The sequence below is a fragment of the Scytonema hankhaensis NUACC26 genome (genome assembly GCF_045865695.1).
In the GTDB taxonomy this organism is placed as follows: Bacteria; Cyanobacteriota; Cyanobacteriia; order Cyanobacteriales; family Nostocaceae; genus Scytonema.
The window spans coordinates 15668-34687 of the sequence record NZ_BAACAP010000255.1 but is presented as its reverse complement, the minus strand read 5'-3'; the positions used below and the strand labels follow the sequence as shown (position 1 = coordinate 34687).

The following is a 19020-nucleotide window of genomic DNA, read 5'->3' as shown; positions in this document are numbered from 1 at the left end:
CTTGGAGTTTTTTATGGTAGTTAAAAATAGTGATTCAATTTTGAAGATTACAAATCCTAGTAGAAAAAAATTTGTAGAGCTTTGGAAGCAATATCAACCTTTTTTAATTGATAGTGTTGCTGAAAATTGGAATGCCTGTAAAAATTGGTCTAATGATTATCTAATAAAAAAATGTGGCAATCATACTATTCGTGTACTTTGTTATGCCGAAAACTATTTGAATAATTATCAATATGTATACGATAAAACTTACCCTGACACATTTATGAAGTTCAAGGAATATGTAGATATAAAATTTAGTGAAAAGAAAACAGAAAATTCTTTAAGATATTATATGTGTGCAGTAGATTTAGAAAAATTTTTTCCTGAACTAACTGTTGATATAAATTATCCAGAGTATTTTAGTAGAAAACCAAAAATTAACTTCTGGTTTGGTTCCTGTGGTAATACTACTACTCTTCACTTTGATAGAGAACATAATATTCTTGCTCAAATTCGAGGCAGAAAAAGAATACTTCTGTATCCTCCTTCAAATTATTTATCATTTTATCCACCTAATGGAGAGCGTGGCGCTTTAGAATATTGTAGTAAAGTAGATCCTCTCAACTCCAATTTGGAATTATTTCCAAAATTTCCTTGGCAACAAAAAAAGGAAATTATACTCCAAGCTGGAGAAATGCTCTATATACCACCTTTTTGGTGGCATCATGTTACAGGAGTAGATGAGAACATATCATTGTCATTTTGGTATGATATTAACATAGGAGATTGGTTCAGACAAAAGAGAATTTTCTCTATTATTTTGAATATATTGCATCATTCTAAAACAGTACTATTTACACATGATGGCTCGTAATTTTAGGCTCTTCAGTACCCGTTCAGGGTAAATGCATTAGATTTTTCTGATTCCTTGTGTCAAGCTTAATTGAGATGTTCTTACCCTGGGTATTTGCGCTATAGATTCTGTAAAGTAACAGTTGAGGTTTATCCGAGAAAAATTTTCCAAACATTAATTATGAAGGCTTGAAGGCAGTGTCTCTTCTCGAGAGAGGGTTGAATTTGTCATTAAGCTTGCCCCGTTTAACCATTGAAAGCGTGCATCTGATAGCCTGAGGTAGAAAATGACTCAAATTTTCAATAAATTACAAGACATTCCCCATCAGTATGCGACAATTGTTGAAGTTCTGCGCGCTCGCAGTTCCAAAACACCGCACACACAAGCATTCACCTTCCTTGAAGATGGAGAGACTTTAGAATCAACGCTGAATTACCACGAGTTGGATCGGCGCTCTCGTGCGATCGCAGCTCAACTCCAAACCTTGGGTTTAAGTGGGGAACGTGCCTTACTGCTCTATCCGCCAGGGCTAGATTACTTAACGACATTTTTGGGTTGCTTGTATGCAGGAGTCGTAGCGGTTCCAGCTTACCCACCGCACAATCAGCGCAATACCCCTAGAGTACAGGCGATTATCTCAGATGCACAAACTTGTGTTGCGTTAACCACAACTACTCTGTTGTCTAAATTACAATCTCTGCTTGCCCAAAAAAGGAATCTAGAGGATTTGCAGTGGCTAACAACTGACAACCTAGCACAGGGAATAGAAGACTCTTGGGAACATCCAGCTATTCATCAAGATTCTCTAGCCTTTCTACAATACACATCAGGTTCTACAGGAATACCGAAGGGAGTGATGGTAAGTCATGGCAATTTACTACACAATTCCGAGTACATAAAGCAGGCGTTTGAACTCACACCAGAAAGTGTCTCCGTTACGTGGTTACCTAGTTTCCATGATATGGGACTCATCGACGGGATTATCCAACCCTTATATACGGGGTTTCTAGGTGTTTTGATGCCGCCCGGAGCTTTTATTCAGAGACCAATTCGATGGCTTCAAGCAATTTCGCGTTGTAGAGCAACTCATTGTGGCGGTCCTAATTTTGCCTACGAGCTTTGTGTTAACAAGATTACCCTAGAACAACGGGAAACTCTTGACTTAAGCAGTTGGCGTAGCGCTTACAGTGGAGCAGAGCCAATTCGCCAAGAAACCTTGGAGAAGTTTGCAGCATTTTTCAAACCCTGTGGTTTTCAGTCTAGCTTTTTCTATCCCTGTTATGGTATGGCTGAAGCCACTTTAATGGTTTCGGGCGGTGATGTGAAAGATGAACCGATTTACTGTACTGTTCAAGCAGAGGCTTTAGAACAAAACCAAGTCGTGGAAGCATCTGAAAATACTGAGAATGTTAGGTATCTAGTAGGGTGTGGACGTTCATGGCTTGATACAAAAATTGTTATTGCCGAACCAGAATCGCTAACTCTGTGTGCTTCTGATAGAGTGGGGGAAATTTGGGTATCAGGATCGAGTGTTGCTCGGGGTTATTGGAATCGGAAAGAAGAAACAGAACAAACCTTCCATGTTTACTTGCGAGACACAGGAGAAGGACCTTTTTTGCGAACTGGGGATCTAGGCTTTTTGCACAATGGAGATCTCTTTATCACGGGAAGAGCCAAAGATTTAATCATTATTCGAGGTCGCAACCTCTACCCACAGGATATAGAACTGACCGCTGAGCGCAGCCACTCTTCATTGCGTTCGAGTAGTAACGCTGTTTTTTCTGTGGAAGTAGGCAATGAAGAACGGCTGATCGTAGTGCAAGAATTGGAGTTTCGCGCTAAACCGAACATTGATGAAGCGATCGCAGCAATCCGTCAAACAGTCACCGAAGAACATGAGGTGGAAGTGTATGCGGTAGTGCTCATTAAACCTGGTAGCATTTGCAAAACCTCTAGTGGTAAGATTCAACGCCGCGCCACTAAAGCAGATTTTCTGGCTGGCAAATTGGATGTAGTTGGTAGCAGCATCCTCAAAACCGCTGATATTGAAACTCAGGAAAATAGGGTGCAACGCGACGCTCTGTTGGCGCTTACCCCACAAGAGAGTCAGCTGTTGTTAGAGTCTTATTTAGTGGAACAAGTAGCGCGGGTGCTTTCAATAACACCGCAAGAGGTCAATTCTCAACAACCACTCAGTACTTTGGGACTCGATTCTTTAAAAGTTTTTGAGTTAAAAAATCGAATTGAGGTTGACCTGGAAGTTACTGTATCTATTGCTGATTTCTTTGAAGGTTTGAGTGCGCGATCGCTTTCCATCAAAATACTTGCTCTTCTGACAACAGAGGCTCATAAACCCTCCGTTTCTCAAGTGCAAAAAACCACGTCCTTTCATCCTCTCTCTTTTGCCCAGCAGCGACTGTGGTTTATCAATCAACTAGCTCTGAATTCCCCTGTATATAATATTCCTATCATTATTAATCTCACAGGACATATTAATGTAGTTGTACTAGAGAAAAGCTTAAACGAAATCATCAGACGTCACGAAGTTTTACGGACTAACTTTGTAGTCAATGAAGGCAGACCCGTTCAGGTTATCAAACCAGCTATACTTCTAACTTTGTCAGTTGAGGACTTGCAAGAATTCTCAGAAAGCGAACGCACAAAAGAAGTACAACGTCTATCCACTCTCTTAGCTCAACAGTCCTTCGACTTGTCAAGCGAACCGCTTTGGCGTGCAAAACTTCTACACTTAGCTGAACAAGAACATAGGCTACTCCTGACGCTGCATCATATTATTGCAGATGGATGGTCTACGGGGATTCTTATTAAAGAACTAGCAGCACTGTATGAAGCATTCTCCCAAGGAAGACCCTCTCCACTTCCTGAATTACCTATTCAATATGTAGATTTTACCTATTGGCAGCACCAGTGGTTACAAAGCGAGCGTATTCAACCCCTGTTGGAGTATTGGAAGCAGCAGTTAGGTGGAGATTTGCCAGTATTAAACTTGCCGACCGACCGTCCGCGATTGCCAGTTCAGACTTTCAATGGTGCTCAAGCTAGATTAGCTCTGCCTCAAGCCCTGACACAAGAACTCAAAAAGCTAAGCCATCAAGAAGGCGTCACTTTATTTATGACCTTGCTGGCGGCTTTTAAAACCTTACTTTACCGCTATACAGGACAGATAGATATCCTGGTGGGTTCACCAATTGCTAGCCGCAACCGAGCAGAAATTGAGTCGTTAATAGGATTTTTTGTCAATGTTTTGGTACTGCGGAGCAAACTTGATGGTAAACTCAGTTTTAGAGAGTTGCTTTTCCGGGTAAAATCAACAGCCTTAGAAGCCTATGTTCACCAAGACCTACCTTTTGGGAAGTTAGTGGAGGAATTACAACCGGAGCGCGACCTCAGTTACAACCCGTTATTTCAGGTAATGTTTGTTCTCCAGAATATGCCGTTGCCAACTCCTAAGTTATCCAACATATCAATAGTCGGTCAAGAGAGCTACAGCGGTACGGCAAAGTTTGACCTGACTCTGTTTATGGAAGACTCTGAACAGGGGTTGGTTGCGACTGGTGAGTACAATACGGATCTGTTTAATGCGGATACTATAACTCGAATGCTGGGTCATTTCCAGACAATGCTGGAAGGTATTATTGCGAATCCCAATAATGCAATTGTCGATTTGCCCTTACTGACTGCATCTGAGAAACATCAACTCATAGTTGATTGGAATGATACAAAGACAGATTATCCTTGTAATCAGTGCATTCATCAGTTGTTTGAGCAGGAGGTAGAACGAACGCCCAATTCGATTGCAGTCGTCTTTGAAAACCAGCAACTGACTTACCGTGAGTTAAACAACCAGGCGAACAGAGTCGCGCACTACTTGCAGAAGTTGGGTGTTAAACCAGAGGTGCTTGTTGGTATTTGCATGGAGCGATCGCTGTCCATGGTTGTGGGACTCTTGGGCATCCTCAAAGCTGGTGGAGCCTACTTACCACTAGATCCTGCATATCCTAAAGAGCGCTTAGCATTTATGCTAGCAGATGCTCAAGTGACAGTGCTATTAACCAAGCAGAGTTTGACAGAGAAATTGCCAACTGATGGATTAAGAGTAGTTTGTCTTGATACTCATTGGGAAAAGATTGGGGACGAAAGTTCAAAAAACTCTTTGAGCAAGATAAATTCTGACAACTTAGCCTATGCAATTTACACTTCTGGTTCTACAGGTAAACCCAAGGGCGTAGCAATCGAACATCGTAGCGCAAGTGCCTTATTGGGTTGGGCGAAAAAGTTCTTTTCTATTGAAGTTTTAGCTGGAGTTTTGGCAACAACTTCAATTTGCTTTGACCTTTCAGTTTTTGAGATCTTTGTCCCACTCAGCTATGGTGGTAAGATAATCTTAGTCGAAAATGCTCTTCATTTACCTACCTCGTCACAAGCCTTAGAAGTAACCCTTATCAATACCGTTCCCAGTGTCATTACAGAGTTATTGAGTGTTGACGGTATTCCAGATTCAGTGCATACAATCAACTTAGCTGGTGAACCACTTCAGAACAAACTTGTACAACAACTATATAAAAAGGATAACATTCAACAGGTTGTTAATTTATACGGTCCCTCAGAAGATACAACCTATTCAACATTTGCTTTGTTGCAGAAGGGGAGCAACGATATCCCGCCTATAGGTTGCCCTATTGCCAACACAGAAATCTATCTGCTCGATCGATACTTACAACCCGTTCCTGTTGGTGTACCAGGCGAACTTTACATTGGCGGAACAGGGCTAGCCAGAGGTTATCTAAATCGATCTGAGTTAACTGCTCTTAAATTTATTCCCAATCCCTTCAGTAAGAAGCTCGGAGCGAGATTGTACAAAACGGGAGACTTGGCTCGATATCGAGGAGACGGAACTTTGGAGTTTTTGGGGCGAATTGACCATCAGGTGAAGATACGAGGTCACCGTATTGAACTTGGAGAGATTGAGGAGACACTAGGACAACACCCAGAAGTGCAAGAAACCGTAGTGTTAATGCGGGAGGATACCCCAGGAAATCGTCTTTTAGTAGCTTACTTTGTAGCCAAAATAGAAACAAAAATTTTTACTGATGATTTACGGCATTTTCTCAGACAGCAACTACCAGATTACTTGGTACCATCAGCATTTGTACAGATGAAGGCACTGCCATTGACAACAAATAATAAAGTCGATCGCCGAGCATTACCTGTACCAGATATCAATCGTCCAGAATTGACTGAAGGTTATCAAGCTCCACGCTCTAAATTGGAGCAAACGATCGCTACTGTTTGGCAAGAATTGCTGCACCTAGAAAAAGTAGGTGTTAATGATAATTTCTTTGACCTTGGTGGTCATTCATTATTGATGGTTCAGGTTAATAATAAACTCCAGGAAATTTTGCACAAAAATTTATTAATTGTAGAAATGTTTCAAAATCCAACTATCAATTCCTTAGCACAATATTTAAGTCAAAAATTAGAAAATACGCCTTCTTTTCAATCAACGCGCCATCGGGTTCATAAGCAAATAGAGGCTATCAACCGTCAAAAACAACAATTGAGCAAGCAAGGTAAAAAGATTTATGAATAGCGCTAAAGATTATGAGCCCTTGGAAGGGATCGCCATCATTGGCATAGCAGGGCGTTTTCCCGGTGCTAAAAATATTAAGGAGTTTTGGCAGAATTTACGGGATGGTGTAGAATCAATTTCTATCTTCACAGATAAAGAAGTCGTATCTGAAGGAATAGATCTTAATATACTAAGCGTTCCCAATTATGTAAAAGCCAGTGCCATACTAGAAGATATCGATTTATTTGACGCTTCCTTTTTTAGTTTTAATGCCAAAGAAGCGGAAGTCACTGACCCACAACACCGTCTTTTTTTGGAGTGCGCTTGGCAAGCATTGGAAAATGCTGGTTATGACTCTGCTAAGTTTACAAGTCGAATTGGAGTTTATGCTGGTGCTAGCCTCAATAACTATTATTCTTTAGATTTAAATCGCGAGCGCATGGGTTCAGCCCAATGCTACCAAACAGTTATTGGTAATGATAAAGATTTTCTGACTACCCGTGTTTCTTATAAATTAAATCTGACTGGACCAAGTATTACAGTACAAACAGCGTGTTCCACCTCATTAGTTGCAACAACACTCGCATGCCAAAGTTTGTTGAATTACCAATGCGATATGGCTTTGGCTGGTGGGGTTTCTATCCACGTACCGCAAAAAACGGGTTATCTGTACGAACAGGGAGGAACATTATCTCCTGATGGTCGCTGTCGTGCTTTTGATGCTAAAGCGCAGGGCACAACTATTGGTAATGGTGTAGGTATTGTCGTTCTCAAGAGATTGAGCGATGCGATCGCAGATGGCGATTGCATTCATACTGTCATTAAAGGTTCAGCTATAAATAACGATGGTTCTGGTAAAGTTGGCTATACAGCACCGAGCGTGAATGGTCAAGCAGAAGTGATTGCCGAAGCGATGATGCTCGCAGGAGTTGAGCCAGAGACGATAAGCTATATTGAAGCTCATGGTACTGGTACAGCCTTAGGCGATCCCATTGAAATTGCAGCACTCTCTCGAGTCTTTCGTAGCAGTACCCAGAAAAAAAGTTTTTGTGCTATCGGTTCAGTTAAAACAAACATCGGTCATTTAGATGCAGCAGCTGGTATTGCAGGACTGATTAAAACTGTTTTAGCCCTGAAACACAAACAAATCCCACCCAGTTTGAATTTTGAGGAACCCAATCCCAAGATTGATTTCGCCAACAGTCCCTTTTACGTTAATACTCAGCTAGCAGAATGGAAAGCAGAAAGTGCTCCTCGACGTGCTGGTGTCAGTTCTTTGGGTATAGGTGGGACTAATGCCCATGTCATTCTAGAAGAAGCACCAGCATTGGAACCTTCTAGCCCTTCTCGCCCGGTTCAGTTGTTAGTACTTTCTGCTAAAACTGACTCGGCTCTGGAAACTACAACGGAAAACCTGGTTCAACACCTCAAGCAACATCCTGATGTGAACTTAGCGGATATGGCTTATACGCTGCAAGTGGGGCGTGCTGAGTTTGATCGTCGTCGCGTGCTAGTGTGCCAAGATATTAAGGATGCAACCAGTGCCTTGCAGTTACGAGATCCTCAAAGAATTTTCACTCGCTTAAAAGAAGGTAGCGATCGCCCCATCGTATTCATGTTCCCCGGACAGGGCGCTCAGTATGTGGATATGGGGAAAGAACTTTACCAGACTGAGCCCATTTTTAGGGAGCAGGTTGATTTGTGCTGTCAATTGCTTCAACCTCATTTGGGGCTGGATTTGCGATCGCTCATTTATCCCAAGGAATCCGAATCAAAAGCCGCAGCAGAAAAACTGCAACAAACTGACATCACTCAGCCTGCATTGTTTGTCATAGAATATGCTCTCGCTAAGTTGTGGATGTCATGGGGCATTTCTCCCCAGGCAATGATTGGTCATAGTATTGGGGAATATGTAGCAGCTTGCCTTGCTGGTGTCATGTTACTTGAAGATACTTTGATTCTGGTTGCTATTCGTGGGCGACTGATGCAGCAAATGCCACTAGGTGCTATGCTTTCGGTTGGGCAAGCAGAAACAGAGATTAAAACTTTACTAAATGAAAATTTATCATTAGCTGCTAGCAATGCTCCTTCCTTGTGTGTAGTTTCAGGAACCCATGATGCTGTAGGCAGGATTTATGAGCAACTTGCAGCATCAAGTGTAGAATGTCGCCGTCTGCATACTTCTCATGCCTTTCATTCTGTGATGATGGAACCCATCATTGAGCCATTCATCAAAGAAGTTAAAAAAGTTCAACTAAATTCTCCGCAAATTCCTTTTATCTCTAACGTCACTGGAACCTGGATTACAACAGAACAAGCCACAGATCCGAATTACTGGGCAAGACATTTACGGCAACCCGTGCAGTTTGCAGCTGGCATTTCTACATTGTTGCAAGAACCAAATCCGATTTTACTGGAAGTTGGTCCAGGACGCAGCTTGTGTACTTTTGCTCAAAAGCATTCAGATTCCCCAGCACTCTGTTCATTACGACATCCTAAGGAAAAACAGTCAGATGTGGCGTTTTTACTGAACACACTAGGCAAACTCTGGCTACATGGAGTACAGGTGGATTGGTCAGGATTTTATGCCAACGAGCACCGTCATCGTCTCCCCTTACCAACATATCCCTTTGAGCGCCAGCGTTACTGGATTCAAGCTCAAAAACCAGCCGTAACTGTCAAGACGAGTGTAGAGCCATTGTCCACTTCTCTACCAAGTAAAAAGCCAGACATTGCCAATTGGTTTTACGTCCCATCATGGAAACGCTCTCCACTACCTGAAAAGCACAAGAGTGAAAAGTCGGCTTTGTCTTGTACTCTTGTGTTTGCCGATGAGTGCGGCTTAGGTGAAGAATTAGTGAAACGACTGGCACTGGAAGGTCGGGATGCGATCGCCGTCAGTATTGGTTCGGAGTTCACTAAACACAGCGAGTGCGAATACACGCTGAATCCTCAACAAAGGGATGACTACGATGCCTTGTGTAAGGAACTTCTAGCACAAAACAAGTTCCCAAGCACGATTGTGCATTTATGGAATATCACGCCTGTCGATAACGTAGAATTAAAGCTAGCAGCAGTTGACAAAGCTGAAGATTTAGGATTCTACAGTCTGTTATTTCTCGCTCAGGCACTTGGAAAACAAAACCTTACCGAGCAATTACATATAGCAGTTATCTCCAACAATATGCAGGAAGTGACAGGTGAAGAGGTGCTATGTCCTGAAAAGGCAACTGTCCTTGGACCTGTTAAGGTTATCCCGCAAGAATATCCCGACATTAGTTGTCGCAGCATTGATGTTGTAATTCCCACGCTCGTAAAAAGTTGGCAAGGTGAGAAACTTATAGACCAGTTGCTGAACGAACTAGAAGCTCAATCCTCTGACTCAGCGATCGCCTACCGGGGAAACCACCGTTGGGTACAACACTTTGAACCTGTCCGTTTGGGTAAAGATACCGCAAAAACACTAAGATTAAGGGAAAAAGGAGTCTATTTAATTACAGGTGGACTCGGAGGAATTGGACTTACACTGGCGGAGCATTTGGCTTTGACAGTACAAGCAAAACTGCTGCTTGTGGGACGTTCGGAATTTCCCGATCGAGACAAGTGGAGTGAGTGGCTAACCGAGCGCGGCGAGCAAGACAGTACTAGCCGCAAGATTCTCAAAGTGCAGGAACTCGAACAACTGGGTGCAGAAATTTTGGTGGCGAGCGCTGATGTTACCAATTTTGAACAAATGCATTGGGCGATCCAAAAGGCGCAGGAGCAGTTTGGCAAGTTCAATGGTGCGATCCACGCTGCTGGGGTTCCCGGAGGTGGCGTAATTCAACGTAAAACAGCGGAAGTGACAAAAAGTATTTTGGCACCTAAAGTCAAAGGAACGCTAGTTCTTAATAGTCTTTTCCAAAACGCTCAGCTAGATTTCTTTGTCCTATGTTCCTCAATGTCTGCCATCCAAGGTGAATTTGGGCAGGTGGATTACGTCAGTGCCAATGCTTTTCTTGACGCTTTTGCTCTTCACAAGAGGAATCAAGATAGCACATTCACTGTAGCTATTAATTGGTCTGCTTGGCAAGAAGTGGGTATGGCAGCAGAAGCGGCGAAACAATCTGCCCAAACGCTAGATATTCCTAAACCTCAATTTCAAGAAGTGAACCATCCTTTATTCGACAAATATATTGTCGATGGTTCGGAGCAAGAGATATATATTTCCAACTTGAGTGTCATCAAACACTGGGTTCTGGATGAACACAAGGTGATGGGAAAAGCAACACTTCCAGGAACAGCCTACCTAGAAATGGCTAGAGCCGCTGTTGAAAACCACGCTCAGAATTGCATAATTGAAATCCGCGAAGTATATTTTCTCGCTCCTTTAGTTATAGAAGCAAATGAGGAAAAGGAAGTTCGTACACTTCTGAAAAAGCAGGGAGATAAATTTGAATTTTCAATTATCAGCCAATTGAATTCTGGGGAAGATAAATGGCTTGAACACGCTAGAGGTGAAATAGCCATTCTAGAAGCAGAATCGCCTCAAAAATATGACATTGAAGAAATTGCAGCCAGATGTAGCGATCGCTCAATCAGCATTTCAGAAGGTGAGAGTAAACTTCAAGTAGGATACATAGAATTTGGCTCCAGATGGAACAACTTAAAGCAGGCAAAATTCGGGACTTTTCAGGGGTTTGCAACCCTGGAATTGCCAAGAGAATTTGCTGCTGACATCAACACATATAAGTTGCATCCTGCTTTACTAGACAATGCTAATGGTTTTCTAACCCTCAACTCTGAAGGCGTTTACTTACCGTTTTCTTATAAAAGGTTGAAGTTCAAAGAATCTTTACCTGAAAAAGTATACAGTTATATTAGATGTACCAAAAATGACTCGTCCCGAAACGATACTCTGAAATTTGACATCACTATTATGGATGACCAAGGAAGAGGGTTGGTCGAGATAGAAGAGTATACTCTGCGAAAGGTAGAAAGTGATACAAGCTCTACTCAACAACAATCTCCTCTTCCTGAAAGCCAAAACTTCTGTTTGCAAATTTCCTCTCCTGGCATTTTAGAGACTTTGACATTTCAAAGGGCATTACGCCAGCAACCAGGTCCAGGCGAGGTAGAAATTGAGGTTGGTGCGACTGGTCTCAACTTTAAGGAAGTACTCCTCGCTCTAGGAATGCTTCCCATACCATCTGATGTCGATCTCAAGTTTGGTTTGGAGTGTGCCGGAAAAATAGTTGCGTTGGGAGAAGGTGTTGAGGGGTTTGAAATTGGAGATGAAGCGATCGCCCTTGGCGACGGCTGTTTTAGCCGATTTCTCACGACTTCCGCTTTGTCAGTTGCACCCAAACCCAAACATCTGAGTTTGTCAGAGGCAGCAACACTTCCGGTAGCCTTTACCACAGCCTACTACTCCTTGATAAAATTGGGCAAGCTCAGTCAGGGCGATCGTGTTCTCATCCATGCTGCTACAGGTGGAGTTGGCTTAGCTGCAGTGCAAATTGCTCAGTGGGTTGGAGCAGAAATCTTCGCTACAGCTGGCAACCCAGAAAAACGGGCGTTTTTGAGTTCGTTGGGCATTGAGCACGTCTTTGATTCTAGGTCTTTGGGTTTTGCCGATGAAGTGATGCAACGTACTAATAGCAGGGGTGTAGATGTGGTTTTGAATTCACTTGCAGGTGAATTCTTGACCCGAAGCTTGGAAACTCTCGCACCTTACGGACGCTTTCTCGAAATTGGCAAGCGCGATCTCCTCAACAACAGCCAACTAGGTCTAGGAGTTTTTGCAAAATGCTTATCCTTTTTTGCTATCAACGTAGATCGGCAACTTCCTCACTTTAGTGACTTGTGGCACGAAGTTGTGCAACATTTCCAGGACGGAAATTTCAATTCCCTGCCTCATCAGGTCTTTCCCATGAATTCAGTCGCTCGCGCCTTTGAATATATGGCTAGGGCTAAGCATATCGGCAAGATTGTTGTATCTATTCAAAATCAAGACTTTCTGAGTACCGAGGTTGTTCCAAAAAACGGGGTTAGTCACCAACAAACAGTCAGAACAGCCTTTTCTGACTCGCGGCATTCTGCTTTTGGTGGACTCAATAAAAAACCCACTACACCTGTCAATGCGTATCAAAGACAACTACTTCAGCAAGGGTTATCACCAAAAGAAGGAGTAGAGGCGTTCAGCCGCATTTTGGAGAGTACATTTTCCCAGGTTTTGGTATCAACCTATGATTTCCTGACTCAAGTTCCATCAAATGGGATCGGTAAGGAGCCAAGTGCCTTGGAAGCCATAGAGAGGGATAATCTCTCTAAACCAACATATCCAAGACCGCAATTGAGTAATGCCTATGTTGCTCCCACAAATGAAATCGAGCAAAAAATCTCTGTCATTTGGCAAGAACTTCTTGGAAGAGAACAAGTCGGTGTCCATGACAACTTCTTTGAGCTTGGCGGCGATTCACTTCTGTTGGTGCAAATACGCAGCAAACTACAGGCTGCATTGAGCCGCAATCTCTCAACGGGTGACTTATTTGAATATCCTACTATAAGTGCCTTAGCAACATATCTCAGTCGAGAAAATAATGAACAACCTGCTTTTGAGCAAGCACAAGAGCGTGCCAAGAGGCAAGAAGCGGCGATTGCCGAAGAAATGCAACTGATGAAGCAAAGGAGAAGGGTTTATGAATAATGGGTTGAAAGGCATAGCCGTTATTGGCATGGCAGGGCGATTCCCTGGAGCCAAAGGTGTAGCTCAGTTTTGGCAGAATTTGTGCAACGGTGTGGAATCTATTTCATTGTTCAGCGATGAAGAGTTAGTTGCACAAGGTGTAGACTCCGCTTGTTTGCGCGATCCCAACTATGTGAAAGCTGGGTTTGTGTTAGAAGACATTGAGATGTTTGACGCTTCATTCTTTGGCTACTCTCCTAGAGAAGCTGAAATTCTCGATCCTCAACAGCGAGTTTTTTTGGAGTGTGCTTGGGAAGCGTTGGAAAATGCTGGTTATAATCCAAAAGCAGATAAGAACTTAACTGGTATTTATGCTGGGGGCAATTTAAGTACATACTTACTCAATAATCTTGCTTCACACCCTGAGTTGTTCAAATCGCTAAACATGCAAATTGCCCTTGGCAATGATAAGGATTCAATATCTACACGAACTTCTTACAAGTTAAATCTAAAGGGTCCTAGTGTCAGCATTGGTACAGCTTGCTCTACTTCCCTTGTAGCAGTTCATCTGGCGTGTCGAGGATTGTTGAGTTATCAGTGTGATATGGCGCTGGCTGGTGGTATTGCAATCCAAACTCCGCAAATAGAAGGTTATTTCTATCAAGCAGGTGGAATGGCTTCTCCCGATGCTCACACTCGTGCCTTTGATGCACAAGCCCAAGGCGGTCCTTTTGGCAGAGGCGTTGGTATTGTTGTTCTCAAGAGACTAGAGGATGCTGTAGCGGATGGGGACTCTATTTATGCGGTTATTAAAGGTTCTGCTATTAATAATGATGGTGCAGTGAAAGTTAGTTATACGGCACCTAGTGTTGCGGGTCAAGCAGAGGCGATCGCAGAAGCACAAGCAATCGCCGGATTTGACCCGGAAACAATCACTTATATCGAGACGCATGGAACGGGTACAGCCTTGGGCGATCCAATCGAATTTCGGGCGTTGTCAAAGGTGTTTCGTGCTAGAACCAATAAGAAAGGTTTTTGCGCGATCGGCTCGGTCAAACCAAATGTTAGCCATTTGAATACTGCTGCTGGCGTCACGAGCTTGATTAAAACTGCCTTAGCTCTGAAGCAGAGACAAATACCGCCTAGCTTGTACTTTGAAGACCCTAATCCCGAGATAGACTTTGACAGTAGCCCCTTCTATGTCAATACCGAACTGTCTGCATGGCAAACGAATGGGACACCCCGTCGCGCTGGGGTCAGTTCTTTTGGTCTTGGAGGGACTAATGCCCATATCGTCCTTGAAGAAGCTCCGATGGTTGAATCTTCTGGCAAATCTCGTCCTTGGCAGTTACTGATGTTGTCTGCCAAAACTGATTCAGCCTTAGAAACTGCAACAGCTAATTTAACCGATCGCCTCCAGCAGCACCCCGAACTTAACCTTGCGGATGTAGCTTATACGCTGCAAGTTGGTCGTCACCCTTTTAGCTATCGGCGCACGGTTATTTGTCAAGACATTCAAGATGCCATAATTGCTTTCCAAAACCCCAAACGAGTTCTGACGACCACTGAGGAGACGAATGAGCGCCCAGTAGCTTTCATGTTTACTGGTTTAGGGACGCAATATATTAACATGGCTCTTGAACTTTATCAAGTCGAGCCCACTTTTCGCGAACACCTCGATCGCTGTTGTTCTCTCTTCCAACCTTTGTTGAGTGTTGACCTCAAAGAAGTCATTTATCCTACTTCCCATTCAACAACCGAAAAGCAAGAAGCAACAAAAGAAAAATCGGGTATCGATTTACGGCAAATGCTTGGTCGCGCTCGCCTACCAGTAGATCCCGCCACACAAAAACTGAATCAAACCTATCTTACCCAACCAGCGCTATTTGCTATTGAGTATGCTTTAGCTCAATTATGGATGTCGTGGGGGATTCGTCCAGTAGCAATGATTGGCTACAGCATTGGTGAATATGTAGCAGCAACTCTAGCAGGGGTGTTATCTCTAGAAGACGCTATTACTCTGGTTGCTAAAAGAGCGCAAATGATTCAAGAGCTACCAGGCGGAGCAATGCTGGCGGTTCCCCTTTCTGAGACAGAAGTACAACCTTTTTTGAGCAAAAATCTTTCATTGTCAGCAGTCAATGGCTCATCTCAGTGCGTGCTTGCTGGAACTACAGAGGCTGTAGAGGAATTAGCACAGTCCTTAAGCGCTAAGGGGTTAGCTTGTCGCCAATTGCAAACCTCCCATGCCTTTCATTCTTACATGATGTCCGCGATCGCTAACTCTTTTACTGAAGTAGTACGCAATATCGATCTTAAGCCACCGCAAATTCCCTATGTATCAAACGTTACAGGAACTTGGATAATAGCAGAGCAAGCCACAAATCCGAGCTACTGGACACAGCATATGTGTCAACCCGTGCGCTTTGGCTCGGGAGTACACCAGTTGTGGACACAACACAGTCCAATTTTGTTAGAGGTAGGTCCGGGACAGGCATTAAGCAGCTTGGCAGTGCAATGTTTAGAAAATGTTTCTGGTGATGACAAAATAGTGTTGTCCTCGCTGCGTTATGCTTATGAGCAACAGTCAGATGTTGCTTTCATCTTGAACACATTAGGTCAGCTATGGCTTGAGTCCGTCAAGATTGATTGGTCGGGATTTTATGCCCATGAGCGCCGACATCGCCTTCCCTTGCCAACATATCCCTTTGAGCGACAAAGATACTGGATTGAACCGCAAAAATTATCACCTGTACAAAGAGACGTACAACCCAAGTTAACAGCGTCAGAACTTTGGCAATCTCTGGTAGAAGTTGGTCAACTCCAAGCTCGTGTCGGAGCTTCGGAATTTGACAACCAAGCTTATCAAGAGAAAAGACAGTGGTTGGATCGTTTATGTACTGCCTATATTAATCTTGCTATAACACATTTAGGAGCTTTTAGCAATCCTAGTAAAAAATATTCTCTGGAGGAATTGTTTGAGCAATGTCAGATTATTCCTCGCTACCGGGAGTTGTTAGGTCGATGGTTGGAAATATTGGTAGAGCAAGGTCAGTTACATCAAGAGCAAGAGCTGTTTACTAACCTAATGCCACTTTCAACAGATTCTGTGAATGAGCTTTTAGCAGAAGTGAGAGCCAGATGGACAGACACACTACAACAGATCGATCTGCTCCAACTTTATGGCGAAAATATGGTAGCCATACTGACTGGTGAAAAAGAACCTTTAGAGTTTCATGTTTCTACGTTAGTCAAGGAAGGAGAATTTTCAGTTCAAAGCTTGCCTTCGCATAATTACTACAACTCAATTATGCGAGTATGTACAAAACAGCTCGTGAAGTCATTACCGCCAGAAGTTAAGCTAAGAGTTTTAGAAATTGGTGCTGGAACTGGTACTGCTACAGCAGAACTGTTACCTATATTGCCATCAGAACAAACTAATTACACCTTTACTGACGTAGGTGGTTTTTTCCTGAATGCAGCTAAGAAAAAATTTAGCGATTATCCATTTATTGAATATCGATTGTTAGACATCTCGCTGTCGCCACTAGAACAGGGATATGAAAAGCACAGCTATGATGTGGTAGTAGCATTCAAGGTATTGCACGTTGCTAAAAACATTGGACAAACTCTTGAACACGTGCGCTCTTTACTCGCTCCTAACGGCTTACTTCTACTTTGGGAGACAACTCAAGCCACCTTGGAAGCTGAGGTCATTGACGCCCTAATCATGAATCCGATAGAAGACCCTGAAGGCAAGCGCAATATGGGTAATCCTTTTATATCAAAGGATGAATGGCAGGAAGAACTCAAATCTCATGGATTTGTTGAAGTGGCGGCTTTTTCCGAATTTGAAGCTTTTAGGGAACACGTAATTGTGGCTCAGGCTTCTTCGTCAACAACGCACGAAGTACCAGCAGCATTTACAGCGTTGCTTCATGAACAAAATGCTCCCAAAACACATGAAGTATCATTAGGCAAAAAGCTCAACGTTGCTGACTGGTTCTACATCCCTTCATGGAAACGTTCGCTACCACCGCAGTTGAATGGTCAGGTCAAACAAGCGGAGTGCTGGTTGGTATTTGTCGATGAGTATGGGTTGGGCGCTCAAATCGTAAAGCGACTCGAACTTGAAGGTCATGATTTGATTACCGTCAAAATTGGGGAGCAATTTGGCAGTAGAAGCGAATCAACAGAGGAGCAGTTTGGCAAGCGTGCATATACAATAAATCCTCAACAAGGGGATGATTACAATACCCTACTCAAAGAACTTCGCGCTCAAGATTTAACACCAAAAAGAATTATTCATCTGTGGAGTGTGACACAGTCAGAACTTACAGACTTTAACACAGCTCAAGAACAAGGATTCTACAGCTTGCTGTTTTTGGTACAGGCGCTTGGAAAACAGAATTTTACTGATGAGTTACAACTTGCAGTTATTTCCAACAATGTGCAAGCAGTAACCGGAGTTGAAAATGTCTGTCCGGAAAAAGCAACAGTACTTGGACTTGTTAAAGTTATCCCACAGGAATATTCAAATATTAGATGTCGCAGCATTGATGTTATTATTCCTTCAGCAGGGGGTTGGCAAGAAGAGAAATTTGTAGAGCAATTGCTGAACGAGCTAAGAGCTAATTCCCCTGACTCAGCGATCGCTTACCGTGGTTTGGAACGGTGGGTGCAAACCTATGAGCCTGTCCAACTGGATGCAAGCGTCCCTAAAACACCAAGGTTAAGGGAACAAGGGGTTTACCTAATAACTGGTGGACTTGAAGACATAGGACTTGTAATAGCCGAACATCTGGCAAAAACAGTACAAGCAAAACTGCTGCTTTTGGAGCATGACGATTTTCCCAACCGAGAAGAGTGGGAAGAGTGGCTGGTAACTCACGATGAGCAAGATAACATCAGCCGCAAGATTCTCAAAGTGCAGGAACTGGAAAAGCTGGGGGCATTGGTCTTAATCTTGAGCGCCAATGTGGTAAATTTAGAACAGATGCATTGGGCGAAAGCGAGAGCACAAAAGCAATTTGGTGAACTCAATGGAGTGTTCCACACAGCTAAAGTACCTGTAGAGAAGTTATTTAGTCCTATTGTAGAGATAGACCATACGGAGTGCGAGCAGCAATTTCAAGCAAAAGTGCAGGGACTGTTAGTCTTAGAAGAAGTTTTGCAGTCCCAAAAGCTTGATTTTTGTCTATTGATGTCGTCGTTAACCTCTGTTTTAGGAGGATTAGGCTCTGTTGGCTACTCAGCAGTCAGTCTTTTGACGGACGCTTTTGCTTACCAGCACAATCAGAAAAATCCTGTTTCTTGGATGAGCGTTAACTGGGATGCATGGCAATTTGGAGCAGACAATCAACAAATACCTTCAGGCACAAGTTTGGCGGAATTTGCCATTGAACCGCCTGAAGGAATCAATGCTCTTGAATATATTCTTTTATGGAGTCAATATCATCAAATAGTTATCTCGACAGGTAATTTACAATCTAGAATTGACCAATGGATTAACCTAGAATCAAGACAAGAGAAAAGTGCTGCTCAACAAGTCAATTTATCTTCTCGTCACTCAAGACCGAATTTAAAGAATACCTATGTTGCTCCTAGTAATGATGCAGAGCGCAAACTGGCTGAGATTTTTCAAGAGTTACTGGGTATTGAGCCGATTGGTATTCATGACAGCTTCTTTGCATTAGGAGGAGACTCTCTAACGGGAACTGTACTTATTTCTCAGGTTCGCAAAAATTTTCAGGTAGAACTACCTGTTCGTTCTCTCTTTGAAGCACCTACTGTAGCTGAATTAGCTTTGGTTATTGAAGAAATTGTCATAGAAGAGTTAGAAAAATTAGAAGACCAAAATTCCCAGCTTTTTAGAGGAGAAGTTGGGGATCTTGTTTCGTAAAAGTCTGTCGTCTAAGAAGAAAAATC

Annotated in this window: 4 protein-coding genes; all 4 read left to right on the top strand. The window is 43.0% G+C overall.

Features of this window, described 5'->3' with window-relative positions:
• The first annotated feature begins 13 nt into the window (after positions 1 to 13).
• A complete protein-coding gene (locus ACKTT2_RS51285; protein ID WP_407900835.1) occupies positions 14 to 856 on the top strand; it encodes a cupin-like domain-containing protein in 843 nt (280 codons plus the stop codon).
• Between the two features lie 265 nt (positions 857 to 1121).
• Complete coding sequence (locus ACKTT2_RS51280; protein ID WP_407900834.1) at positions 1122 to 6446, top strand: non-ribosomal peptide synthetase; 5325 nt, start codon at positions 1122 to 1124, stop codon at positions 6444 to 6446.
• Positions 6439 to 13113 (top strand): SDR family NAD(P)-dependent oxidoreductase, encoded by a 6675-nt coding sequence (locus ACKTT2_RS51275; RefSeq protein WP_407900833.1) that lies wholly within the window; start codon positions 6439 to 6441, stop codon positions 13111 to 13113. Before ACKTT2_RS51280 ends, ACKTT2_RS51275 begins: the two co-directional genes overlap by 8 nt.
• Positions 13106 to 18994, top strand: coding sequence for a beta-ketoacyl synthase N-terminal-like domain-containing protein (locus ACKTT2_RS51270; protein ID WP_407900832.1), 5889 nt, complete (start codon positions 13106 to 13108; stop codon positions 18992 to 18994). The genes ACKTT2_RS51275 and ACKTT2_RS51270 overlap by 8 nt, the downstream gene beginning before the upstream one ends.
• The last annotated feature ends 26 nt before the right edge of the window (positions 18995 to 19020 follow it).

Coding starts and splice junctions, on each gene's coding strand:
- ACKTT2_RS51280 (WP_407900834.1), top strand. CDS start 1,122: ATGACTCAAATTTTCAATAAATTACAAGACATTCCCCATCAGTATGCG.
- ACKTT2_RS51285 (WP_407900835.1), top strand. CDS start 14: ATGGTAGTTAAAAATAGTGATTCAATTTTGAAGATTACAAATCCTAGT.
- ACKTT2_RS51270 (WP_407900832.1), top strand. CDS start 13,106: ATGAATAATGGGTTGAAAGGCATAGCCGTTATTGGCATGGCAGGGCGA.
- ACKTT2_RS51275 (WP_407900833.1), top strand. CDS start 6,439: ATGAATAGCGCTAAAGATTATGAGCCCTTGGAAGGGATCGCCATCATT.